This window comes from Lederbergia sp. NSJ-179 (assembly GCF_022867885.1).
Classification (GTDB): domain Bacteria; phylum Bacillota; class Bacilli; order Bacillales; family Bacillaceae_C; genus Lederbergia.
In genome coordinates this window covers 186,851-212,861 of sequence record NZ_JALIFP010000002.1, presented here as the reverse complement: position 1 = coordinate 212,861, position 26,011 = coordinate 186,851, and the positions used below count along the sequence as shown (strand labels likewise).

Annotated in this window: 19 protein-coding genes, 1 tRNA gene and 1 other annotated feature; of the genes, 2 read left to right on the top strand and 18 right to left on the bottom strand. The window is 39.4% G+C overall.

What is annotated here, in order from left to right; translation table 11 throughout:
• Positions 1-100: 100 nt before the first annotated feature.
• Positions 101-2,743: a valine--tRNA ligase gene (locus tag MUB24_RS02985; RefSeq protein WP_244701026.1), complete on the bottom strand. Its 2,643-nt coding sequence runs from the start codon at positions 2,741-2,743 to the stop codon at positions 101-103.
• Positions 2,744-3,080: 337 nt separating this feature from the next.
• Positions 3,081-3,312, bottom strand: a binding site (T-box leader).
• 154 nt (positions 3,313-3,466) lie between these two features.
• On the opposite strand from MUB24_RS02985, the gene MUB24_RS02980 reads away from it, so the two are divergent.
• A complete protein-coding gene (locus MUB24_RS02980; RefSeq protein ID WP_244701024.1) occupies positions 3,467-3,658 on the top strand; it encodes a hypothetical protein in 192 nt (63 codons plus the stop codon).
• Positions 3,659-3,674: 16 nt separating this feature from the next.
• Here the strand turns inward: MUB24_RS02980 and ysxE are convergent, their stop codons facing one another.
• From ysxE to MUB24_RS02910, 14 genes are all read right to left on the bottom strand, one after another.
• Complete coding sequence (gene ysxE / locus MUB24_RS02975; RefSeq protein WP_244701022.1) at positions 3,675-4,709, bottom strand: spore coat protein YsxE; 1,035 nt, start codon at positions 4,707-4,709, stop codon at positions 3,675-3,677.
• A gap of 56 nt (positions 4,710-4,765) precedes the next feature.
• The gene (locus MUB24_RS02970; protein ID WP_244701019.1) at positions 4,766-6,427 is read right to left on the bottom strand and encodes a LysM peptidoglycan-binding domain-containing protein; all 1,662 of its coding nucleotides are present in this window, start codon (positions 6,425-6,427) and stop codon (positions 4,766-4,768) included.
• 269 nt (positions 6,428-6,696) lie between these two features.
• Complete coding sequence (gene hemL, locus MUB24_RS02965; protein ID WP_244701159.1) at positions 6,697-7,986, bottom strand: glutamate-1-semialdehyde 2,1-aminomutase; 1,290 nt, start codon at positions 7,984-7,986, stop codon at positions 6,697-6,699.
• Positions 7,987-8,009: 23 nt separating this feature from the next.
• Positions 8,010-8,978, bottom strand: coding sequence for a porphobilinogen synthase (gene hemB / locus MUB24_RS02960; RefSeq protein ID WP_280516845.1), 969 nt, complete (start codon positions 8,976-8,978; stop codon positions 8,010-8,012).
• Positions 8,968-9,783 (bottom strand): uroporphyrinogen-III synthase, encoded by an 816-nt coding sequence (locus tag MUB24_RS02955; RefSeq protein WP_244701016.1) that lies wholly within the window; start codon positions 9,781-9,783, stop codon positions 8,968-8,970. The genes hemB and MUB24_RS02955 overlap by 11 nt, the downstream gene beginning before the upstream one ends.
• A complete protein-coding gene (hemC, locus tag MUB24_RS02950) occupies positions 9,773-10,711 on the bottom strand; it encodes a hydroxymethylbilane synthase (RefSeq protein ID WP_244701013.1) in 939 nt (312 codons plus the stop codon). The genes MUB24_RS02955 and hemC overlap by 11 nt, the downstream gene beginning before the upstream one ends.
• Before the next feature lie 343 nt (positions 10,712-11,054).
• Positions 11,055-11,882, bottom strand: a complete 828-nt coding sequence (locus MUB24_RS02945) for a cytochrome c biogenesis protein (RefSeq protein ID WP_244701010.1) — start codon at positions 11,880-11,882, stop codon at positions 11,055-11,057.
• 12 nt (positions 11,883-11,894) lie between these two features.
• A complete protein-coding gene (gene hemA / locus MUB24_RS02940; RefSeq protein ID WP_244701007.1) occupies positions 11,895-13,232 on the bottom strand; it encodes a glutamyl-tRNA reductase in 1,338 nt (445 codons plus the stop codon).
• Between the two features lie 379 nt (positions 13,233-13,611).
• On the bottom strand, positions 13,612-14,196 hold the full coding sequence (gene yihA / locus MUB24_RS02935) for a ribosome biogenesis GTP-binding protein YihA/YsxC (RefSeq protein WP_244701004.1): 585 nt from the start codon (positions 14,194-14,196) through the stop codon (positions 13,612-13,614).
• Positions 14,193-16,517 (bottom strand): endopeptidase La, encoded by a 2,325-nt coding sequence (lon, locus tag MUB24_RS02930; RefSeq protein ID WP_244701001.1) that lies wholly within the window; start codon positions 16,515-16,517, stop codon positions 14,193-14,195. The genes yihA and lon overlap by 4 nt, the downstream gene beginning before the upstream one ends.
• A gap of 364 nt (positions 16,518-16,881) precedes the next feature.
• Positions 16,882-18,546 carry an ATP-dependent protease LonB gene (gene lonB / locus MUB24_RS02925; protein ID WP_244700998.1) on the bottom strand — a complete coding sequence of 555 codons (1,665 nt, stop codon included), beginning with the start codon at positions 18,544-18,546 and terminating at the stop codon, positions 16,882-16,884.
• 200 nt (positions 18,547-18,746) lie between these two features.
• Positions 18,747-20,009: an ATP-dependent protease ATP-binding subunit ClpX gene (gene clpX, locus MUB24_RS02920; protein ID WP_244700995.1), complete on the bottom strand. Its 1,263-nt coding sequence runs from the start codon at positions 20,007-20,009 to the stop codon at positions 18,747-18,749.
• 222 nt (positions 20,010-20,231) lie between these two features.
• Entirely contained in the window at positions 20,232-21,518 is a 1,287-nt protein-coding gene (tig, locus tag MUB24_RS02915; RefSeq protein ID WP_244700993.1) for a trigger factor, read from the bottom strand.
• A gap of 145 nt (positions 21,519-21,663) precedes the next feature.
• Complete coding sequence (locus tag MUB24_RS02910; protein WP_244700990.1) at positions 21,664-22,674, bottom strand: tetratricopeptide repeat protein; 1,011 nt, start codon at positions 22,672-22,674, stop codon at positions 21,664-21,666.
• Positions 22,675-22,865: 191 nt separating this feature from the next.
• Here MUB24_RS02910 and MUB24_RS02905 point away from each other — a divergent pair.
• Positions 22,866-22,939: transfer RNA gene (locus tag MUB24_RS02905), tRNA-Arg, on the top strand.
• Between the two features lie 136 nt (positions 22,940-23,075).
• On the opposite strand, the gene MUB24_RS02900 is transcribed toward MUB24_RS02905, so the two are convergent.
• The 3 genes from MUB24_RS02900 to MUB24_RS02890 all read right to left on the bottom strand — a co-directional run bounded on the left by MUB24_RS02900 (position 23,076) and on the right by MUB24_RS02890 (position 26,009).
• On the bottom strand, positions 23,076-23,582 hold the full coding sequence (locus MUB24_RS02900; RefSeq protein WP_396426692.1) for a metallophosphoesterase: 507 nt from the start codon (positions 23,580-23,582) through the stop codon (positions 23,076-23,078).
• A gap of 176 nt (positions 23,583-23,758) precedes the next feature.
• A complete protein-coding gene (locus tag MUB24_RS02895; RefSeq protein ID WP_244700986.1) occupies positions 23,759-25,075 on the bottom strand; it encodes an ABC transporter substrate-binding protein in 1,317 nt (438 codons plus the stop codon).
• A gap of 331 nt (positions 25,076-25,406) precedes the next feature.
• A complete protein-coding gene (locus tag MUB24_RS02890; protein WP_244701155.1) occupies positions 25,407-26,009 on the bottom strand; it encodes an XTP/dITP diphosphatase in 603 nt (200 codons plus the stop codon).
• Between the last annotated feature and the right edge of the window lie 2 nt (positions 26,010-26,011).

Genomic DNA, 26,011 nt, shown 5'->3' with positions numbered 1-26,011 from the left:
GGACACATCGCTGTTTCCAGTTGGTGGAAAGGAGACTTCTGCGTTGGTCACATTTCGTGGACAACGCAGAAGTCAGCATTTCCTGTGCAAGCCTGCTCTTTTATTCCATTGCTTTTAACTCAGCTATTCTTGTTTCCACGGTTTTTCTTTTTTCCAGATAATCTTTTTCTTTCGCTCTTTCTTCATTCACAACTTTCTCGGGAGCTTTTGCTACAAATCTTTCATTGGCTAATTTCTTCTGTACACGTTCTACCTCTTTATCCCATTTTTCCCATTCCTTTTGCAGGCGGAGAAGCTCTTCTTCAATATTAATTAAATTGGCCAATGGTAAAAACAACTCGACTCCCGTTACAACAGCAGACATCGCTTTCTCAGGAACTCCTATTGCTGTCCCTATTTCTAGATTTTGCGGGTTACAGAACTTTTCAATGTATGTTCGGTTCTTTTCTAATACCGCTAAAGTTTGCTCATCTTTTGCCTTTAAGAGGAGCTTGATTTGTTTGCTCATCGGTGTATTGACCTCTGCTCTGATAGTGCGAACAGAGCGAATAATCTCCATTAATAATTTCATTTCATTTGCTGCTTTATCATCTGTATAACGATCTTGTACTGTTGGCCATTCACTAACAACGATCGATTCCCCTTTATGAGGGAGATGTTGCCAAATTTCCTCTGTCATAAATGGCATGAATGGATGTAGGAGCCGTAGCGTCTGATCCAAAACATAGGCGAGGACCGATCTTGTCATTTTCTTGGCTGCTTCATCCTCCCCATACAGTGGGAGTTTTGCCATTTCGATATACCAATCACAGAAATCATCCCAAATAAAATTATATAAGGCCCTCCCTACTTCACCGAATTCATATTTCTCTGCCAATTTTGTTACTGTTTCAATCGTGTTATTTAAACGGGTCAAGATCCATTTATCGGCAACGGATTGTGGACCTGATAAATCAATTTCTTCATAGGTCATTCCATCCATATTCATCAGTGCGAATCGAGAAGCATTCCAAATTTTATTGGCAAAATTCCAGATTGATTCAATTTTTTCCATACTGAAACGTAAATCCTGACCAGGTGAGCTGCCTGTAGCTAAAAAATAACGGAGTGTATCCGCACCATATTGGTCAATCACATCCATTGGGTCAATCCCATTTCCAAGTGATTTACTCATCTTCCGTCCATCTTCCGCACGAATTAATCCATGAATCAATACATCTTTAAAGGGTCTTTGATCTGTAAATTTTTTCGCTTGAAAAATCATTCTTGATACCCAGAAAGAAATGATATCATATCCCGTAACAAGACAATCAGTTGGGTAATAATGTTTAAAATCTTCTGCATCTGTATCTGGCCAACCCATTGTGGAAAAGGGCCATAGAGCGGAGCTAAACCATGTATCTAAGACATCTTGCTCTTGTTCCCAATTTTCCTCATCTGCTGGTGCCTCATGCCCAACATAAATTTCCCCTGTTTCTTTATGGTACCAAGCTGGTATTCTATGCCCCCACCATAATTGACGAGAGATACACCAATCGTGGATATTTTCCATCCAATGCATATATATTTTTTCAAAACGCTCTGGCACGAAATGAACTTTTTCTTCTCCCTGTTGAAGTTCAATCGCTTTTTCAGCCAGCGGCTTCATCTTTACAAACCATTGTGTCGATAAATAAGGTTCCACGACAGCACCACTACGTTCAGAGTGGCCAACAGAATGCACATGCTCTTCAATCTTAAATAGCACCCCGTCCTCCTGCAAATCTTTTACAATTTGTTTTCGACATTCAAAGCGGTCCATCCCTTGATATTTCCCAGCGTTTTCATTCATGGTACCATCCTCGTTCATCACGAGTACTCGCTCTAAATGATGGCGATTACCTACTTCAAAGTCGTTCGGGTCATGGGCAGGCGTAATTTTGACCGCACCTGAGCCAAAATCCATATCGACATAATGATCAGCAACAATCGGGATTTCGCGTCCAACAATCGGCAGCTTCACAGTTTTTCCGATTAAATGCTGGTAGCGTTCATCACTTGGATGAACAGCGACGGCTGTATCTCCCAGCATCGTTTCTGGTCTTGTTGTGGCGATTTCAATCGATCCAGAACCATCTGTAAGTGGATAGTTCATATGATAAAAAGCACCTTGTACTTCCTTATGAATCACTTCAATATCGGAAAGAGCCGTTTTCGTTGCTGGATCCCAGTTTATAATGTATTCCCCACGATAAATGAAGCCTTCCTTATACAAGCTGACAAATACTTCACGAACCGCTTGAGACAGACCCTCATCTAGAGTAAATCGTTCTTTCGAATAATCTAGACCCAAGCCCAACTTTGCCCATTGCTTGCGGATGAATGTCGCATATTCTTCCTTCCATTTCCATGTTTCTTCTAAAAATTTCTCCCTACCAAGGTCATATCGACTTTTGCCTTCCTCACGAAGCTTTTCTTCTACCTTCGCCTGTGTCGCAATCCCGGCATGGTCCATCCCAGGTAGCCATAGCACATCAAAGCCTTGCATTCGTTTCATTCTTGTCAGAATATCTTGTAAGGTCGTATCCCAAGCATGCCCCAAATGAAGTTTCCCTGTCACATTTGGCGGCGGGATGACAATGGTGTATGGTGTTTTATTAGGATCATTTTGCGCTTCGAAGAATTTCCCTGAAACCCACCAATCATATCTCCCTTGTTCGATTTTTTGTGGTTCATATTTTGTCGACATTGTTAACTCTTCCATTAGAATCCTCCTTTTTATACGAAAAATATGGATTTTAGTCCTGGTTTTTATTCCTCATGGTGTCCGCTAAGACATGGTTGTTTTGAACAGACTCATATAAAGTGAAACTTCATTCAGTGGGGGTTTTTTTTCATCCCCCACTGATGAGAAGATCAAAGGCTAAATTCGCGACGTCCTGTCGCAACGCCTTTGTGACCAACATCCTGTTGGTCCGAACGAATCGGGGATTTGACTTTCAGTTGATCCCCCACTTGCAATTCTTGTTTTCCCTCGAATTCTCGAAGTGGGGGTCTTACTGCCAGTTAATTCGGGATAAAAACCAAAAAGCCCCCTTCGTCAAAAGGACGAAAGGAGCTGATTCGCGGTACCACCTTTTTACACGATCCCATTTATAAGCTTGGAATCGGCACTTCATCGGATAACGACAGTCGTCGGCTTTCACTACTGCACTTGTTCATGAAAGCTGCTCAAGGGCGACTTCTCCCGGTGTCACTTAGAAAATCTCCCACCATTGATTTTCCTCTCTGAAAGTAACGATCCAAGATACTCTTCCCTGTCAAAGCATGTGGATTAATTTATTTATTTTATAACTATAGTAGCCAATCCATAGGGATCCTGTCAATGATTATGTTAGAATTGGACGCTTTTAGAACTTATAATCACAGAATGCCCACTTCATACATAAATTATAACAAAACAGGTTCGAATAAGGAAGGTGAGGAAATGAAAAGGAGATTTAATACGTATGCGTTTCAAAATTCCATGCGAAATTTTAAAGGAATGTGTCGCCAACTCATTGTACCTATCTGTCTATTTCAAGGACTTCGAACACTTATTTTTCCGACAATTCTAGATGTTTTTCTATTGATCATTTTAATTGTTGCCGCCTTTAGTTTACATTTTGAATGGATATAAAAACCCCTTCTCTGTTTTATTCGGAAGGGGAAGCTGTATCCTGTTCCTTTTTTCTTTGTTCTCTTTCTTCTAGTTTCATCACCACATACTCGGTATTTTTCATTCTCCAATACTGTAATTGTAATTGTCTGACAAACTTGATTTCATTTTTTTCTTTTTCACTTGCGAAGTATTGCTCAATTAATTTAAAGATAGAACTTGGATAAGCTAAATAGCTTAAAAACAACAGCATTTCTTCCTCATTAAATGGAAAATAGCGAAAGTAAGCATCCAACCAATCAATCCCATGGTCGAATTGTTGAGGACGCGTTTGAAACGCCCTATCTAAGAAAGGTAATAGGTCATGAATAGGAGAGGCAATCCCCGTCTGTTCAAAATTAGTGAAATAGCCGACTCCATTTTGATCATAAAGAAAATGTTCATTGGATAACTTCCCGTGAATGATCACGCTTCTCGCTTTTGTTTCTTCAGTCGTAGCCTCCTGCCAATCTTTTAGCTTATTAAGGGCATAGCGCTGCCCGCCTGAAATTTCACTGTACATTGTACAAAATAACAATTGAAATGGGGACATATAAATCTGTCTTTCACTTTGCTCCATAAATTTCTCCAGTACATCTTGTTCCAATTCCCAGCGTGTAGCCGTTCGTTCAAAATGCTCATTTCTTTCCTCAACACCAACAGGGACTTCTCTCACGGTTATCGTATGAAGACGCGCCAATTCTCGAAATAGATCAAGGTGTTTTTGAAAATTCGCTTCTCTTTCTTTATTTTCTAACCAAGGCATTAAATAATAGAGCGAATTTCCTTGCAAAATGGCATAGCGCCCATCTAAGGTAGGAAAAATAGGCACGATTCGATTATATCCTTGTTGGTATAATTGTTGAATATAAGCGAGAAAATCCAATCCCTGTTTGGAGACCATTCGTTTTAAAGCAAATTCCCCTTTGTCCGTATACACTTTAAAAACCCGGCCATGTTTTTCCGCAAATCTTAGCTTTAATCCATACAACCCTACTAATTCTTTTAATTTCCTTGAAGGTTCATTCTCCATTTGATCACCCGATTATTTTCCCTCAGAAAAAAAGGGAGGACGACCTCTGCCCTCCTTTATTCCCTTTTTAAGGGACGAATCTTATTGGGAATATATAATACCTGTCCTTCATACACTTCGTCACTTGTCTCCAAATGATTCGCTCTTAATATTTGTTGTGTGGTCAAATTATAGCGATCCGCCAAATTTTCAATGGAATCACCATGCTGAACCAAGCAAACTCTCATTTTACTGACGGAATCTTCCTCTTTTCGAGCGAAAAAGTCAGCAAATGAAATCGATTGATATTTATCTTTCTTTTTCTTTTTCTTTTCCTTACTTTCTTCTGGCGATTCCATCATACTACTTGATTCTAAATCATAGGAGGAAGATTCTTCAAAATAGGAGGATTCATCATCCCTTATTTCTTCCTCCTGCTCTTCTTCTATCTCCTCATCAATTGAGTCGATAGTAAGTTTTGGACCTTGCTCGACCATGGTAGAAGGATCTGTTTCCTTTTCACTAACCTCTTCCTCTATCTTACGATCAGTGCTAGTTTCTAATTGTTCATTCACTTCCTTATCAACCAAACTACTCGACTCCAAACTTACAAAATTTTCCTCCTCGGTTGTAACCTCTATCACTTGGCTATCTTCGGGTGATTCGGCATCTGTATTCACTGTAAGATTGGGAAATTGATGTTGAAATGGCGAAAGAACGCCTTCCTTCTTTTCCTCCGTTTCCTCTAATTCAGGCAACATTCTTGCTTCAGCTTCAAATGGCTCATACAAATGATCAGTTTCATCTTCTTGTGGATCTTTTGTATGATTTGATTCATTTGACTCTATTGTTACTTTTGGTTCTTGAAAGAACTTAATTTCAACTTCTTCCCTTTGTTCACTAGTATCGTTTTCCTTTTCTTGATGAGGTATATCCATTTCAACTTGATTGAATTCGTGTCTTGACGGTCCCACTTTTAACGGTTCAATCGATTCCTCCAATGCTGGTAATGAAGGATCATCGGGAACATCATTTTCTTTTCCTTGATGTGGTATATCCGTTTCAACTTGATTGAATTCGTGTCTTGACGGTCCCACATTTAACGGTTCAATCGATTCCTCTAATGTTGGTAATGGAGGATCATCGGGAACATCGCTTTCTTTTCCTTGATGAGGTACATCCATCTCGACTTCATTCAATTCCGGCCTCGGCAGTTCCACGTTCAACGGTTCAACTGATGCTTCTGATGCTTGTGACAAAGAATCTTCCGCAGTCAAATCTTCCGCAGGTACATCCACTTCCTCTTCTACATCTTCGTATATTCCGTTAATATAAATATCTGCAAGAACTTGAAGTCTATTGTTTTCAGGTAATGCGTAATCAAATGAATAGATTTCAATCTCTAGTTCCCCGACATTCTCAATTCTTTTCTTCGGAATTGTAATATCAACAGGAAAACGATGGGAAAATTCACCAATCTCATCATTTCTCATTTCCACGTTCTGCATATAATTCCTACCAGTTCCCGGAAATTCCTCCATCGCTTCGCTTTCCGGAGAATGATGATATTCTCCACTTAGTTCAAGTGTACCCTTTAAAACGACAAACTCTTCTTCGTCCAGTATGCTAATATTGGGATCCAATGATATGGATAGAAGATCCTCCACTTCATGTCCTTTTTCAAACCAAACGGTTTCCTCCAATGGAAATTTAAGCGATGTTTGTCGGCGATCAGGCAAATTCATTCCTCCTTTCCTTCCAATGAAAAAGATTACTCCCTATAGCCTATGAGCCTACTTTACATTTTATGAAAAAGAAGATGTTCAAAAAGTCCGGTAAAAAGACATAAGCGAATTTCTTCGTTGGCTTGTTTCTCCGCTGCTCATGTATTTAAAAGCATACATTCCGCTGCTCGAAACTGCGCCGCCTCGAACTTCTTGGTCCTTTTTATCCTCCTTTTTGAACACGTAATTAAAAGAAAAGGAATGGTTAGACCCATTCCTTTTGATCACTTCTGAAGTTTTTCAAAGACATTTGTAGCGGCCTGTATCGTTCGGTCGATATCTTCATCTGTATGAGCTGTTGACAGGAAAAGCCCCTCAAATTGGGAAGGGGGTAAAAAGACACCCAGACTTGCCATTTCTTTATAATAGGATGCAAACAACTGTAAATCTGATGTACGTGCTTTTTCAAAATTAACGACCTCTTCATTGGTGAAAAAGAGACCAATCATCGAGCCGGCACGATTAATCGTATGAGGAATATGGTATTTTTCTGCGGCCGCCTTTAACCCTTTTTCTAATCGATCTGCTTTTTGAGTAAACCCTTGATAGGTTTCAGGCGTTAATTGAATCAGTGTTTCATAGCCTGCCGTCATAGCTAATGGGTTTCCAGACAATGTTCCAGCCTGATAAATAGGACCGCTTGGTGCAACATGCTCCATAATCTCAGCTTTCCCGCCAAATGCTCCTACAGGAAGCCCGCCACCAATCACTTTACCTAGACATGTAAGATCAGGGACAATGTCAAAATATCCTTGGGCACAATGATAATCCACCCGGAATCCGGTCATCACCTCATCAAAAATAAGGAGAGAACCATATTCTTCTGTCAGCTCTCGAAGCCCCTGCAAAAATCCAGGCTGTGGCGGGACAACTCCCATATTGCCTGCGACAGGTTCGACAATAATACCTGCTATATCCTCCCCATATTGTTCAAAAGCGGAGCGTACCCCCTCAAGATCATTATAAGCGACCGTAATCGTATTTTTAGCGACCCCTTCTGGAACCCCAGGGCTGTCAGGTAATCCTAATGTGGCCACACCAGAACCGGCTTTAATTAATAAAGAGTCGCCATGTCCATGATAACAGCCTTCAAATTTCAATATTTTATTACGCCCTGTATAACCACGTGCCACTCGAAGCGCACTCATGGTCGCTTCTGTTCCTGATGACACCATTCTTATCATTTCCATGGAAGGGACTCTTTCAATCACTAGTTCTGCCAATTTATTTTCCAATAAAGTGGGCGCCCCAAAGCTTGTTCCGTTTTCTACCGACTTTTTAAGAGCTTGGACAACATTTTCATTCGCATGGCCTAAAATCAATGGTCCCCATGAGAGCACATAATCAATGTATTCATTCCCATCGATATCATAAATCCGGGATCCTATTCCTTTTTCCATAAAAATCGGATCCATATCCACTGATTTAAAGGCTCGTACCGGACTGTTTACACCACCAGGCATAAGTTGAACCGCTTTTTCATAAGCGTTTTGAGAATTTTTATAAGAACACATCGCTTTCATCCCTCCATCATCATTTACTTCACTAACCACCCAGCTACATCTTTCGCAAAGTAGGAAATAATTAAATCAGCGCCTGCTCTTTTCATACTCGTTAATAATTCTAGCACAATCGCCTTCTCATCTATCCAACCATTCATAGCTGCGGCTTTCACCATTGAATATTCGCCACTCACATTATAAGCGACAATCGGTAAATTACATTCATTTTTCACATCCCGAATGATATCCATATAGGAAAGAGCTGGTTTTACAATCAGAAAATCGGCCCCCTCTGCCACATCCGATTTGGCCTCTCTTAAGGCTTCCAAACGGTTTGCAGGGTCCATTTGATAGGTTTTTCGGTCCCCAAATTGCGGAGCGCTATTGGCAGCTTCGCGGAATGGACCATAAAAAGCAGAGGAATACTTAACCGCATAGGACATAATCGGAATTTCTTCAAAACCAGCCTCATCCAAGCCATGACGAATCGCTGTTACAAAGCCATCCATCATATTAGATGGAGCGATGATATCAGCACCGGCTTTTGCTTGACTAACCGCCGTTCTGACAAGTAATTCCAAACTTTCATCATTGATCACTTTCCCATCCTTCACAACTCCACAATGGCCATGATCTGTATATTCACAAAGACATGTATCTGCCACAACGAGCAGTTCTGGATAGTGCTTTTTCACTTCGCGGGTCGCTTCTTGTACAATTCCATGGTCATGATACGCCCCAGTCCCGCAATCATCCTTATCTTCTGGTACACCAAATAGAATAATCGCTTTTATCCCAAGCTGAACAATTTCATTAAGCTCTTCCTTTAATAAATCTAGCGAAATTTGCTGAATACCCGGCATGGATGAAATCTCTTGTTTTTGTTGTTTTCCCTCCACAATAAATAGCGGATAAATAAAATCCTCTGCCCTTAAATGGGTTTCACGTACTAACGCTCTCATATTTGCGGAAGAACGCAAGCGTCTATGACGATCAAAATTCATGTAGATCTTTCCCTTCTTTTTCTTGAAAATAACGACATATTTCTTGGAACAATTTATCGATCGTAAACTTTTCCGGACAAATCCCTACTTGATACCCTTCATTTTCAATTGCTCGTTTTGTCACCGTGCCAATTGCGGCAAAAGTAAGCTTAGACACATGCTGCGTTAAAAATTGCTGCTTTACAATTTTCATAAAATGATTAAAGCTAGACGGGCTTGTAAAGGAAGCGACATCGAGTACATCTTCCTTTAATAACGGAATCAATCGGCCAACCTGGTTTACGGGATAAAATGTTTCATAGATGATCCATTCATCTGCGGATATCCCTTGACTTCGAAACCCGTCCGCAATCGTAGACTTGGCTAAATTACCTTTAGGCACTAACACTTTTTTTGCAACGAATTCATTTTGAAAGAACTCACGAACAAACTCCTCTGCTGTGAACACATGCGGCATAAAGCACGAAGCGAGTTGATAACGATCTAAAGCTTCTTTTGTCTTTTCCCCCACAACCGCAAATTGAACGGAATGTTGAAGGAGACTATAATCGTCCACGTATTTTTTTAGATGTTCAAAAAAATAGTGAACACCATTTTTACTTGTAAAAATTATCCAATCATATTCCCCAAGCTGACGAAAATAATAAGATTCATTAGGATCCTTATACATGCGAAAGTCAATCAATGGGACCATATGGGGAATTCCTCCGGTTGACGCCACATCCATACAGAACTTTTCTCCCTGCTCTCCGCCCCTCGTAATTAAGACATGTTTTCCTTTTAAAGGCTTCCCGCTAGGATTCATTAGCTAGATCTTCCCTTACTTGATCAATTAATTGTTTCGCTCCGCGCGCACTTAGAATTTCGGCCGCTTGTTCTCCAACGAATCTCGGCTCCGCTCCTTTTATGGTTTCTTTAAAAATCGTTTTTCCATCTGGAGAAGCCACGAGAGCCGTTAATTGAATTTGGTCCTGATCCGTTAATTGTGCCAAACCGGCAATCGGGACTTGACAGCTTCCTTCCATTTTATCGAGAAATGCCCTTTCCGCTTCCACTGTCTGGGAAGTTGTTTGACAGGTTAATTCGTATAACAATTCAAGCAGTTCAGCATCATTCTCCCTACATTCAATCCCAAGTGCACCTTGGCCAATGGCAGGCAAACAAATCCCTGGATCGAGATATTCCGTGATTACCTCATCTTGCCAACCCATTCGTTTTAAACCAGCAGCCGCAAGGATAATGGCATCATAATCACCTGTCTTTAATTTTGATAAGCGCGTTTCAATATTGCCTCGTATCCATTTTATTTTTAGATCAGGTCGAGTCGCTAAAATTTGGGCCTTTCTTCTAAGGCTGCTTGTACCAATCACAGCGCCGGCTGGTAAATCTTTTAGTGGGATATGCTGATTGGAAATCAAAACATCTCGGTAATCCTCCCGTTCTGGAATACTTCCGATTGTCAATCCTTTTGGAAGAATGGCCGGAACATCTTTCATACTATGGACAGCCATATCGATTTCGCCATCAAGAAGGGCTTGTTCAATTTCTTTGACAAACAGGCCTTTTCCGCCAACTTTTGAAAGAGTGACATCTAAAATCCGATCTCCTTTTGTCACAATTTCCTTCACCTCAAATTCAAAAGGCTTTCCAAGCTTTGCTAATTGTTCCCATACCCAATTTGTTTGTTTCAGGGCTAATTTGCTTCTTCTAGAACCGATCACGATTTTTCTCAAAGTAGAGCCTCCTTAGGCCAACAAGATGTTGGTCAGAACAGCGTTGCGACGTACAGGGAAGTACTTAGTGCAGGCGAAGCAACGGGACGTTGCGTTTTGAGCCTGCCGCCAGGACGGCGCGAATTTAGCTGTTCATCCTTATATTTAAATTTGTACGTCGCTAAACGGGCGCTTGCGCTTCTCTTCAAAAGTAAGAAAGTTTAAAAATTGGCTGTGTTGGATCCAGCTCCAGGCGCCATCGGCTCGAGGTCAAGTAACCTGAGCCAATAAAAGTCAAGATCGGACTTTTCTTGTCTCAGAACATTTGCTTGTCGACGATTACGGGCGCCTTGCGCTTTTCTTATTAATCATACCAAATGTGAAAAGTGGACAAACGACTAATCAAAAAGAAATTAATTAACACAATTAAAAAGGCGGCACAATTCCAGGTAGCCAATCGTTTGCCAGACATTTCTCTCTTCAAACGCAAGAATAACCAGATGCCATAGACCACAATCAATAAAAAGGAACCGATAATTTTAGGATCATACCATTGAAATAATGGGAGTTTAATAAAAGCCCATTGGAGTCCTAAAATAAGGCTTAACAATAATATTGGGACAGCTATGACATTCAAAATATAAGACATACGCTCTAGTTTCTTTAAATCTCCCAGGCGCCAAAGGGTTTTGAACCATTTCTTCTCTTTTAATAGTTTGTATTGCAATAAATAAAGAAAAGAAAAGACAAAAGACAAAGTGAAAGCTCCATACGATAGGATCGCCATTGTGATATGAAAAAATAACAGCTCTGAAATCAGTCGATCCGCCATTGAAGGCATTTGCCCAGGTGCAAAGGCATGGATCGCCATAATGGTAAACCCAAGAATATTTGTAAAAAAGATAGTAAAATCTACTTTAGATATTTTGTGAATAGCGAGAGATAGTGTAATTAATACCCAAGAATAAAAATAAAGCCCCTCAAAAAGGGTAAGTATCGGAAACCTGCCTGTATGAAACATGTAAAAAAACAAAAAAATTGTTTGCAGCAACCAAACAATTGATAACAGATAGAAGGCAAGCTGGCTTGCCTTCCGGTTTTGTCCAATAAAATCAATAAAATAAAATAATATCGATAAAGCATAGAGGACAATAATGAGCTCAGGTAGTCTAACCATCATAAGTGAAATCATATTTATTACCTCTTATGACTGAAAAAGTGGAGACTTTTTTTGAACAGCTTCACTTATAACAAGTTTTTCTTCCATATGAGCATCTTCTTGTTCCAATTGAAAGATTTGCTGAAAAATAGCTATTTTTTCTGCTGCCTGTGGTTCACTGGCTATTTCTTTTATTTGTGAGATCGGATCCTTTAATAACTGATTCACAATACTTTTTGTGTGTTTACGTAATACCTTTCTTTCCCTTTCGGATAAATCAGGTAGTTTCCGCTCAATACTTTTCATTGTTTCAGCTTGTATGGCAAGAGCCTTTTCTCTTAATGCGGTAATGACTGGAACCACTCCAAGGGTATGAAGCCATTCATAAAAATCAGCCAGCTCCTGGTCAATCATTTTTTTGATTTTTTCGGCGGCCGCTTTTCGTTCTGCTAAATTGGCTTCTACAATCCCTTCTAAATCATCTATATCATATAAAAAGGCATTGTCTACTTCCGTAATCATAGGGTCTAAATCACGTGGGACTGCGATATCCAGAAGAAATAAAGGCTTGCCCTTCCTCAATTTTTCCATTTCAACAAGCATTTCCTTTTGGATGATATAGCCATTCGATCCAGTTGAACTAATGACAATATCAGCCTCCATCACAGCACATTGTAATTCCTCTAACGATTTAGCCGTTCCTTCAAATTTCTCGGCAAGCAGTTGGGATTTTTTTAACGTTCGATTGATGACCGTCACTTTCTTAGCCCCATTGGAATAAAGGTTTTTAATGGCCAACTCGCCCATTTTCCCCGCACCAATGACAAGAACATGTTTGTCTTGTAAATCACCAAAGATTTTTTTCGCTAATTCAACCGCCGCATAGCTAACTGAAACAGCATTTGCTCCTATATCGGTTTCAGAATGAGCTTGTTTCGCTAAAGTAATCGCCTGTTTCAGCAAATGATTAAAGATGGTTCCGGTTGTTTTTGCTTTTTGGGCAATGAAAAAGCTATTTCGAATTTGCCCCAATATTTGGGTCTCCCCTATAACCATCGAATTTAAGCCGCAAATTACTGTGAAAAGATGTTCCACAGCCACTTCATTTTCGTGAACATACAAATAATCTCCAAATAAATCGAGATCCATTCGAAACCATTCAGATAAAAATGATTTTATATAATATCGCCCAGTGTGCAACTGGTCAACAACAGCGTATATTTCTGTTCGGTTACAAGTAGAAACAATGACATTTTCAAGAATACTTTTCTGGTTTTTTAGGCGTGCCATCGCTAAAGGCAGCTCAGTTTCTGAGAAAGCCAAGCGTTCCCTTATCTCCACTGGAGCCGTCTTATGATTTAGTCCTACAACAATAATATGCATCGAAAAAGGGCACCTCCAGTTAAAGAGGATGTTCAAAAAGTCCGGTAAAAAGACATAAGCGAATTTCTTCGTTGGCTTGCTTTTCCGCTGCTCACGTATTAACTGCATACGTTCCGCTGCTCTAAGCTAAGCCGCCTCGAACTTCTTGGTCCTTTTTATCCTCCTTTTTGAACAAGCTCATAAAATTGCATCATACACGAATTAACTTTATTATAACATGCTTAATTAGAAGAATTCTAAAAAGATGTGAACACATAATGAAATCTGTAAGCTGTGACTTTTATGCACATTTTCTATTATCTAGCTCCAGACGGCAGGAGCTCGAGGTCAAATAACCCTGAACCTAGGAATGGAAAAACCGCCCTACCGCTTTTCTATTTTATGTTCCCCATTTCTCTAATATACGCCAAGCTTGGTCTTTCCCCATTCCTGTTTCTGATGAAAATAGGATGATCTCATCTTCCTGCACCAAATGTAAAGTATCTTTCACCACTTTTTTATGCTTTTCCCATTTTCCTTTAGGGATTTTATCTGCTTTGGTGGCAATGACCGCACAAGGAATTTCGTAATGCTTTAAAAAGTCATACATTAACACATCATCTTTTGTAGGTGGGTGACGTAGATCGACAATAAGAAAAACTGCGCACAATTCCTCTCTGCTTGTTAAGTATGTCTCAATCATTTGTCCCCATGCTTCCCGTTCTTTTTTTGAAACTTTGGCAAATCCATAGCCAGGAACATCCACAAAATAGAAGGTTTCTTCGATTTTATAATAATTTAGAGTCTGTGTTTTACCAGGCTTAGAAGAAGTACGGGCAAGGCTTCTACGATTAATCATTTTATTAATGAAGGAGGACTTGCCAACATTTGATCTTCCAGCAAGTGCGAATTCAGGTAATCCTTCATTTGGATACTGCTCTGGTTTGACGGCACTAATAATAAATTCCGCACGATTTACTTTCATTTTGACTCACCTGATAACGCCAGTTTCAGTACCTCGTCCACATGGGAAACAGGAATAAAGGAAAGAGCTTTTCGAACACTCTCGGGAATGTCTTCAATATCTTTTTCATTTTCTTTCGGCATAATGATTGTTGTAATACCTGCTCGATGGGCACCTAATGATTTTTCCTTTAAGCCACCAATGGGAAGAACTCTCCCCCGTAAAGTAATTTCACCAGTCATACCAATTTCCTTTTTGACAGGTTTTTTGGTTAAAGCGGAGACGAGGGCAGTTGCAATTGTGATTCCCGCCGATGGACCATCCTTTGGAACAGCTCCTTCTGGAACATGAATATGAATATCCGTCGTTTCATGAAAGTCTCTCTCAAGCTTAAGCTCGTCTGCTTTTGAACGTACATAACTAAAGGCAGCTTGTGCTGATTCTTTCATCACATCGCCTAATTTCCCAGTTAAAATAAGTTTTCCTTTTCCAGGTGATAAAGAGACTTCTATTTGTAAAGTGTCCCCTCCGACCGATGTATAGGCTAATCCTGTCGCCACACCCACTTGATCACTAAGTTCAGCTTGCCCATAACTATATTTTTTCTTTCCCAGCAATTCCTCTAAATACTTTTCTGTGACAACCACTCTTTTCTTTTTGCCTGAGACAATAATTTTTGCTGCTTTTCTGCAGATCGATGCTAGTTGACGATCTAATTCTCGTACCCCAGCTTCTCTCGTGTAATAACGGACCAACATTTTAATCGTATCGTCTCGTAATTGGAGCTGTCCTTTCGTTAGGCCATGATCTTTTATCTGTCTAGGTAAAAGGTGATCTTTGGCAATGTGAATCTTTTCTATCTCTGTATAACCAGCAATCGAAATGATTTCCATCCGATCACGAAGCGGTCCCGGAATAGTAGATAAATCATTGGCGGTAGCCAAAAACATCACTTTCGATAAATCATACGGCTCTTCAATATAATGGTCACTAAAGCTACTATTTTGCGCAGGATCTAAGACTTCTAACATCGCAGAAGAAGGATCACCGCGAAAATCATTGGACATTTTATCCACTTCATCAAGCAAAAAAACGGGATTGATTGTACCGGCTTTTTTCATACCTTGAATGATTCTTCCTGGCATTGCTCCAACATAGGTACGACGATGGCCACGAATTTCAGATTCATCGCGAACACCGCCTAATGAAATGCGGACAAAATTTCTTCCCATTGATTCCGCAATAGAGCGTGCTAAGCTAGTTTTCCCTACCCCTGGAGGACCAACAAGACATAAAATCGGACTACGTAATGAATTCGTTAACTGTTGAACCGCTAGATATTCCAACACACGTTCCTTTACCTTTTCCAATCCATAGTGATCACGTTCTAAAATTTTTTCGGCCTTATCAATATTTAAATCATCCTTCGTCGTTTTTGACCATGGTAATGAAATTAACCATTCAATATAGGTACGAATGACTGAACTCTCAGCAGAGGAGGAAGGAACCTTTTCATATCGATCTAATTCCTTAAACGCGATTTTCTCGACATTTTCAGGCATTTGGGCTTTAGCAATTTTATCCGATAAATCCGATATTTCACTTGTCTTCCCTTCTTTATCACCTAATTCCCTTTGGATAGCTTTCATCTGCTCACGTAAATAATATTCCTTTTGCGTGCGATCGATGGATTGTTTTACTCTTTGACCAATTTTTTTCTCTAAGTTCAAAACTTCTCTTTCGTTATGAATAAGATTAATCACTTTAGTTAATCTTGCTTTGATATCCACGATTTCCAATATTTCTTGCTTATCTTCAATTTTTAATGGTAAATGAGAAACGATAATATCGGCCATCCTACCAGGCTCATCTATATCGGCAACTGTCGCAAAAGTCTCAGATGAAACTTTTTTAGAAAGCTTAATATATTGTTCAAAGTACTCGAGCATTGTCCTCTTTAATGCCTGTATTTCAATATCCTGATTTATTTCTTCATTGTATTGTTCCAGATCTACCGCAAAATAAAGACCTTGATCCACTATTTTTTTTATTTTGGCTCGACTTAATCCTTCTACAAGAACGCGAATCGTTCCGTTTGGCAACTTTAACATCTGTTTGACCTTTGTTAATGTGCCCATCTCATATAAATCTCCATCTTCTGGAGCCTCAATTGAAATATCCTTTTGTGTGGTCAAAAAGATTAAATGGTCATTAAGCATTGCCTGTTCTAAGGCTTGAACGGAACGGTCTCGTCCCACATCAAGATGCAATACCATTGTAGGAAACACAAGCATCCCCCGAAGTGGTAATAGAGGCACTAATGGCTCTCTTTTATTCTTCATATATACAACCTCCGTGCTCTTGTTTAACGAAGAGAAAGCGCCTTTTAGTGCGTTCAAAAAGGAGGATAAAAAGGACCAAGAAGTTCGAGGCGGCTTAGCTTTGAGCAGCGGACTTGTACAGGATGTACTGACTTCTGCGTCGCCCACAGGACGTGGGCGGTTTTAGCAGAAGAACCTTTTCCTAATACGTGAGCAGCGGAAAAGCAAGCCAACGAAGAAATTCGCTTATGTCTTTTTACCGGACTTTTTGAACATCCTCTTAGGGCGCTCATCATTTCTTCTATTTTAAGTCTTATCTTTACTGTGTTTCATTTTAGCTTAAATGGCAGTGTGATGTCGAGAAACTGGTCTTATTCTTATTATTTTATACACTTTTCTTATTTTTTGAACCTGTAAAACCTGGTAAGATGATGTCATGACCAGATTTCTGAACTAAAGCTACTTCTAATGCAGCTTCCAATCGTTTGATCGGAATGACCAAAATATCTTCTATTTCTTTCAAATTAGATTGCATATTTTCTTCTGGAATAAGAACTGTTTTTGCTCCTGCACTTTTGGCTGCTTTTACTTTTGAATATACGCCACCGACGGGTTTTATATCGCCATGTATCCCAATCTCCCCAGTCATGGCCACAGTATGTTCAACGGGGATTTTATAAATGGCTGAATAAATTCCAACCGCCATTGCAACCCCCGCAGAAGGGCCGTCTGCTGGAATTCCACCCGGAAAATTCACATGGATATCATATTGCTGAATCGGAACCCCCATTGTTTTTAAGACGGTAAGAACATTTTCAATCGAGCCTTTCACCATACTTTTTCTTCTGACTGATTTTCCTTGACCATTTATATTCTCTTCTTCAATAATACCGGTGATTTGAACAGAACCATTATCTGCAGGAAGAACTGTCACTTCAATATCTAAGAGCATTCCACTATTTGGTCCTGTCACAGCTAGTCCGTTTACAACACCTGTTTTTGATTGTGGCTGTATCGATTTTTCATGCCGCGGCACGAGTTGGCTTGATCGGATGACCCATTCTATATCAGTATCCTGGATATAGTTTCGGTCTTCTATGATCGCTAAACCCGCAGATGTTTGAATCATATTCACAGCTTCTCGTCCATTTCTTGCATAAGAGGATAATAACGCTAAACTCTTCTTATCAATCGTAAAATTAATTTTATCTACTGCCTTATTTGCTACAATTTCAATTTCATCTTTTTCCAGTTCATGAAAAAATACCTCCATGCAGCGTGAACGAATAGCTGGCGGGATTTCATTAGGCGTTCGTGTTGTTGCACCAATCAAACGAAAATCAGCAGGAAGACCGCGCTTAAAAATATCATGGATATGGGTTGGAATTTGATTATTTTCCGAACTATAATAAGCACTCTCAAAGAAAACTTTTCGATCCTCTAATACCTTTAGTAACTTATTCATTTGAATGGGGTGTAACTCACCGATTTCATCGATAAACAGAACCCCCCCATGGGCGTTAGAAACTGCTCCTTGTTTAGGCTGCGGAATTCCTGCTTGTCCCATCGCACCAGCGCCCTGATAAATGGGATCATGAACAGATCCAATTAAGGGATCTGCTATCCCTCTTTCATCAAACCTAGCTGTTGTTGCATCTAACTCAACAAAAACTGAATCAAGCTGGAAAGGAGAACGCTGGTTTTTTTTTGCTTCTTCTAAAACAAGCCTAGCAGCAGCCGTTTTCCCCACTCCTGGAGGCCCATAGATAATAACATGTTGAGGATTTGGGCCACAAAGAGCCGCTTTTAAAGCTTTAATTCCATCTTCCTGACCGACAATATCAGAGAAACTTGCTGGTCTCACTCTTTCTGCTAAAGGTTCCGTTAATTTAATTCCTCGCATCTTTCTTAAATGATCCATTTCCTTTTTAGATTCTTTATCAATGGTGACCTTTTGAGTTCGTTGGTTCATTAATAAATTTAGAAAATAGAGCCCAATAATCACACCAAAGAATAGCTGAATCATCACAATGATCGCTGTCCAATTCATTCATTTCCCTCCCAAAGACACAAAATAGCACAGATCTTTTATCCCTTAGTATCTCCGCTTCAGACAAGGAATAAACCATCATTTCTGGACATACTCCATATTTTTCATCTGCTTTTAGGCATAAAAAAAGCTAGGATTTCCGTCTTAGAAATCCTAGCTTTTTACTCTGTTTAGTCTGGTGTTTTTGCTAAAAATAGCGTCTAGGCAGAGGTTTTTTCCGTTCCTTTAATAACTGTTCCATCTTCAAGAACAAGTTTAGGCGGCTTATCATATAGGACTGAATCTTTTGTGATGATACATTTCTTAATATCTTCTCGTGATGGCAAATCAAACATGACATCCAACATAAGCATTTCAATGATAGAACGTAATCCACGTGCCCCTGTTTTTCTTTCAATCGCTTTTTTAGCAATTTCGTGAAGAGCCTCTTCTTCAAATTCAAGATCTACCTCATCCATATCCAGCATTTTTTTATACTGTTTGACGAGAGCATTTTTTGGTTGGGTTAATATTTCGATTAGAGCTTTTTCATCCAACTGCTCTAAATTCGCAATAACGGGTAACCGACCAATAAATTCAGGAATTAACCCAAAGCGTAGCAAATCTTCTGGAAGGATTTGAGATAAAACTTCCTTGTCTGCTTCTGGCTTCTTCACATCTGCTCCAAATCCAATCACTTTTTGTCCGAGACGGCGTTTGATGATTTGCTCCACTCCATCAAAAGCTCCACCGCAAATGAACAAAATATTCGTTGTATCAATTTGAATAAATTCTTGATGTGGATGCTTTCTTCCACCTTGAGGTGGCACACTGGCTACTGTTCCTTCTAAGATTTTTAGTAAGGCTTGTTGCACACCTTCACCTGATACATCTCTCGTAATGGATGTGTTTTCCGACTTTCTTGCTACTTTGTCAATCTCATCAATGTAAATAATTCCACGCTCGGCTTTTTCTACATCATAATCAGCCGATTGAATCAATTTGAGTAAAATGTTTTCTACATCTTCTCCCACATAACCCGCTTCTGTTAAGGAAGTGGCATCGGCAATCGCAAAGGGTACATTTAAAATTCGAGCTAATGTTTGTGCAAGCAAGGTTTTACCGCTTCCAGTAGGACCAATCAGACAAATATTACTTTTTGCAAGCTCTACATCATCAATTTTACTATTGGCATTGATACGCTTGTAGTGATTATAAACCGCAACAGCTAAGGATTTTTTTGCCTGTTCTTGACCAATCACATACTCATCGAGAATCTCCCTAATCTCGCGTGGTTTTGGGATATCTTTGAATTCAACCTCCTCTTCTGTCCCTAACTCTTCTTCCACAATTTCTGTACACAGTTCAATACATTCATCACATATATATACACCAGGACCAGCTACTAATTTTCGAACCTGTTCTTGGGTTTTCCCACAAAAAGAACATTTTAACTGACCTTTTTCTTCGTTAAATTTAAACAATGATTTCACCCCTCTAATAAGCTATATCTTTTATTGCATCCTTCATTTAGCCATAGCTATGTAATGCATTGTACCACATTTCATAAAGTAATAACCATTTTTCAAACTCGCGGTGATCCTATGCTGGATCAATATGTATTCTTTTGGCAAAACAAGGCACGGATCTTACCTGTGCCTTGTTTAATTTCTAATTCTTATATCTTATGTGTATAATTATGTTTTTTATGCACCTGTTTTGCTATTTTCAATAAGAAAATCGATGGCCTTTTGCAATTTCAAATCTGCCTTGATATTGCTTATACCTCCCATGGCCGCTTTTACTTGTTCTACACCCATTTTATACATTTCAGCCATTTTATTTATTTCTCCCTGTACATCTTCTTCCTCAACTTCTATATTTTCTGCCTTCGCAATCGCCTCTAATGTAAGGGAAGTTCTTATACGTTGTTCAGCATCTTCCTTCATTTGGCTGCGAAGGTCTTCTTGATTTTGCCCCGAAAATTGGGAGTAAAGATCAAGATTCATCCCTTGCATTTGTAATCGTTGTTCGAATTCTTGCATCATTTGATCCAGTTCATTTTCCACCATTATTTCAGGTATGTCTACTTCCGCATTCGCTGTTGCTTTGTCTACCAAATCATTTCGCAGTTTTTGCTCCGCTTCATTTTTCTTACTTTCCGTTAATCGTTTTTTGATGTTTGCTCTTAGTTCCTCCAATGTTTCTGCTTCTTCATCTACATCTTTTGCAAACTCATCATCAAGTTCTGGAAGTTCTTTCGTTTTTATTTCATGCACTTTCACCTTGAATACGGCAGGCTTCCCTGCAAGTTCCGCTGCATGATATTCTTCTGGAAACGTTACTTCCACTTCTTTCTCTTCTCCGGATTTTACCCCGATTAGCTGCTCTTCAAACCCTGGAATAAAGGACCCGGAACCAATTTCAAGTGAAAAGTTTTCTGATTGGCCGCCTTCAAAGGCTTCTCCATCAACAAATCCTTCAAAATCAATCACCACTGTATCGCCATCTTGGACGGCGCCATCTTCTTTCACAACAAGTTCTGCTTGTCGTTCTTGAAGTGTTTTTAGTTCCTCTTCCACATCATTGTCTGAAACAGAGTCATCCATTTTTTCAACTTCAAGTCCTTTGTATTCGCCTAGTTTCACTTCAGGCTTAACGGTCACAGTGGCTGTGAAAATTAATTCTTTTCCTTTTTCCATTTGTTCAATGTCGACCTCTGGACGATCAACAGGAACGATGCCTGCTTCCTCTACAGCCGTTGCATAGGCTTCTGGAAGGATAAAATCAAGAGCATCCTGAAACAAACTTTCCACACCAAATCGTTTTTCAAACAAAGGACGTGGAACCTTCCCTTTACGAAACCCAGGAATATTAATATCCTTTGAAACTTTTTTGAAAGCTTTGTCTAAACCATCATTGACAGTTTGTACATCTACTTCTACTGTCAGTACACCTTTATTACCTTCAAGTTTTTCCCATTTTGCTGACATTTTAATACCTCCAACAATATATACTCCGTTGCTTTACTGTCTATTTGCGGTTAACTCGCTTCAATATGTATGATCCGCTATATATCCACAATCCAGCATAACCATTTCATTATAACATAGGATACCATCCTTTCAACTACTGAAATCAAACAATAGTCGAAGAAATTTCCTCCAATTTTACGATGAAAGCGAACGCAGTCTCTAACTCCTTCTCCTCCACTCCGTAATATTCCGCTAATTTATTTTTTCTCCAATTTTCCCCATACATTTCATGTCCCATTGCTCTGTAAGCTGCTGCCCATACAGCTGGTTTAGCCGGATTTAACTCAAAAGGATAAAGATAAAAGGAGTGACGTTTGATCATATCATGAATTTGTTCCAATAAAACAGGATTATGATCTCTTAGTTGGCTTTCTATTTGACTTTTGACTGAATAAAAAATAGGGAATTCCTCGATGGAAGGAATCTTTTTAGGATTACATGTTTTTTGCCTATCAAATTTTTTGACCAAGACCATTTGATCAATTTCATTTTCCTTCAGAAGGATTAAGATAACTGTTTTGATGAAAGGATGAACCTTTTCATCAGCGAGCCTCTCAATGAGTGATGGCAAATAAGGATGAATATTTTTATCCTTTAATCTATTTAAACTTGCCAACTGCTCTTGTAGGCTTTGTCCGTTATGTATAAGGGGAGCATGATCCTCTTTTGAGGAATCTGCCATTATCTGATTCCCAGCAGCCCTTTTACTTAATTGTAACAGTGTTACATAATGTTCCGCTTTATCTGGGGGTACTTCGTTTTCTTCAAATAAAGGTTCTAAAGTAGTGATCACTTGTTTATAATCGTTTAATTGAATTAAAATCATTAAGTAAATATCAAGAATATCATAAAAGTTTCCAAGTCCAACTTTTAATAGCTCTTCAGCGATCCGCTTGGATTCGTCATAATCACCATTTTCATATAAGGCGGCAAGAAAGGCCGCTGAAATTTGCGGGTCATCTGGATCCATTTGATGCGCATAACGAAGCATATCAACTGCCTCTTGAAAATGATGGGATTCCAAACTAGCTACACCTTTTTCAAAGTAACGTTCTTTCAGTCCCGGAAAAGGTATAATGGTTGCCGAATCACGACTGTTTTTATCTTTTTTCATGATAGAACCGCCCATCGTTTAGGTTGAAAAATAGTGTATCAAATTGGACCCAGGAAAACAAATAGCCAGCCTATTTCCTAATAATTCATAAGATTTTTTAATAATGTGGAGGAGTGAAGTTAAAAAAGGGTAGAAATGTGTTGACATTTTCCCCATACACTCCTATAATTAGAAATGTCGTTTGACAATAAGTCCCAGTAGCTCAGCTGGATAGAGCAACAGCCTTCTAAGCTGTGGGTCGGGGGTTCGAATCCCTCCTGGGACGTCTAGAAAAACCATTCCATAATCGATTACTCGAGGGAATGGTTTTTTATGTTTGAAGATATAGGCCAAGTGAATCAAAACATACGCAACAGCAGCATATACTGGTTTTATCAGTTTCGGAAAGCCGCTCACAGCCCCTATGCAAATGTTTGTCTATAGGATGTTATTTCTTCGTGATGATCATTATAAAAACAAATTGTGCAGGCAGAATCATCCTTTTGAACAATCGAGTATGTCTTTTCATTCCCACCTCTGGGAAGTAAAATACTTCCAGGATTTAAAAATACTATCTCGTCCATCTTATCGGCACCTAATAAATGAGAATGGCCAAAAAAAGCGAATTGAGCTCCCAATTCTTTTGCACGATAAGAGATGTTTAAAAGAGATGATTTAATTTGGAACAAATGACCGTGGGTAATAAAAATTTTATTCCCTTGAATATTCAATAGTAACTCATTAGGAAATTTCGGATCAAGATCACAATTGCCGCTTACTACATGAAATCCTTCAAGGACCGGGTCCACTGCACGCAATTCTGAATCCCCACAATGAATCAGCGCATCCATTTCATGTTCATATTTTCTTTTTAATTCCTTTAATATTGATCTATTACCATGACTATCGCTCACGACAAGTAGTTTCATCATCTATAACCTCCGTGAAAAGATCTTTCAGCAGGTTTCTATTTTAGCAAAGAAATAGGAGAAAAGAAATTATTCTCTCCTCCCTATTTTTACTTGTCGCTCACCACATCTTTAAGTTCCTTGTCTCTCTAACAAGGAAGATATCACCAGAAATCAGGGATGCTCCTCTTTATCTATTATTCCGATCCTTTGGCTTCTAGTATCTTAGCTTCCGACTCCTCTGTAATTACGCGTAAATATTCATTACGATCCATTCCCGATGTGGCATATCTGCGCGGGTCAAGATCGACATATTGATCCCATGTGCTTATTTGTTCCGGCGGTGTTGCAGGCGGATGTTCAAACATAGAAGCAACATTTGACTCATCGGCGAAATCATAATCTTGAAAAAATTCTTTGAGCACCTCTTCATTTTTCGTGGAGGGGCCAATCCCTTGCCGTGATGCGAATAGTTGATATTCGTCTTCAGTAAAATACGTAAGGACCTCAAATGCCGCGTCTTTATGCTCGCTATTAGGATTAATACTTAGAGGGATTAGTCCTCCATCTGGACGATGGCTAACAGCCGGACCGCCATCCCATACAGGAAGTGGAGCAACTGCCGGATTCAGTGATTCATCATCCTTCCACCAATTCAATCCCTGCACAAATTCCACCGTCATTGCTGTCGTTTGTTTCTCTGGAAAGCGACCTCCATCAAAATGGTCCCCATCTGAGTCTCCTTGCAAATCGATAATTTGATCCAATAGTTCAAAATATCTTGTGAATTCAGGTTGGTCCAATAATACTTCACCTGTTTCAGGATCAGTTTTATTGACAGCAAGCTGCATCAGCGGTACATCCGTATTGGCTAAATCCAAGCCACGGTAAAAAACACCATTCCGTTCACCGGTTAGTCTTTTGCCTAACTCTATAGCCTCGCTCCAGGTCATATTATTGGATGGATAGTCTTCACCAAATAAGTCAAAAATATCCTTGTTATAGATTAGAACATAATTAATAACCTCATAAGGTAAACCTAACAGTCGCCTTTCCTTATCCTTCGCCCGTATCGAATCTAAATAAACAGGGTTGATATGACTCAAATCGTATGAATGTTTTTCTACTAATTCATCTAAATCATAATCCAATTCAAAGTATTCCAAGTTCTCATGTGAGACCTCAAAGAAAATATCTGGATTCTCACCACTTGCAAATACCTCCTCCAAATCTTCACGCCCAGACCCAGACTGTACATGTTCTAATGTGATATGAGGAAGTGCCGCCTCAACAGGATCTTTAAAACGCTCGTTGAACATTTCCTCACTCCAATGGACAAGAACCTTTAGCGTGACTGGCTCCTTCTCCCCTTCATCTTCAGTGACAGCCTTTTCATTTTCAGCATTCCCATTCGAACTTGTTTTGTCTGAAGAATCTTTAGAACATGCAACCAACAATAGACTCAGGCAACTGAATAACAGAAAAATAAGCGAGACCTTTGCAATCGTTTTCATATTTTCCCCCTCCAAATATCGACTTTTCAACATTCCAAGACTATAACACATGATAAGATAGACCCCACCTACCCGTTCTCGAAAGAGCTCCTATTTCTGAACCACCCCCTATCTGTTTATGCCCCTACATAAATCAGTTATTATTCTACAATTTCAAAAAAGTAAAACTAGAGGTTATGTCAAATATAACCAGTACTACTATATATGTCAAGAACTATTTTTATGAAATATATGTAGAAAAACAACGAATTATACACTTTTTAAAAAGGGATATAATGATATATCATTTTAGGTTATAAAGAATATAAAGAAGGGTAAGATGTAGAACATCTTACCCTTCCTGAAAGAGTTTATCCATTATAGTGGCTAAATTTTTTAAAGCCTCGGATCGATGACTGATTTGATTTTTTTCTTCACTCGTTAATTCAGCCATTGATTTTCCGACTGCTGTTACATAAAATATCGGATCATAACCAAATCCATTTGCACCAAGTCTTTCAGTCAAAATCTTCCCTTCGCATTTTCCGGTGGCGATTATGGTTTCTTTTTTGGGCCTAGCGAAGGCAAGAGCACAGTAAAAGCGCGCCGTTCTCTTATGATCAGGTACATCTCTCATTTCATGTAGCAATTTATCCATATTGGCTTCATCATTTTTCTCTTCCCCCGCATATCTCGCCGAATAAATGCCAGGTGCTCCATCCAACTCATCGACAATCAATCCTGAATCATCTGCTATGACCATCGCATTCAATTCCTTGGATAGGGTCTCGGCTTTAATCGTCGCATTCTCCGCAAAAGTCTCCCCTGTTTCTGCGATATCAGGATAAGCCTCTATATCTAATAAGGTTAATACCTTGATTCCATACGGGGAAAAGAGTGCTTCAAATTCGGTTGCTTTTCCTTTATTTTTTGTTGCAATCATTACTTGTTTCATCA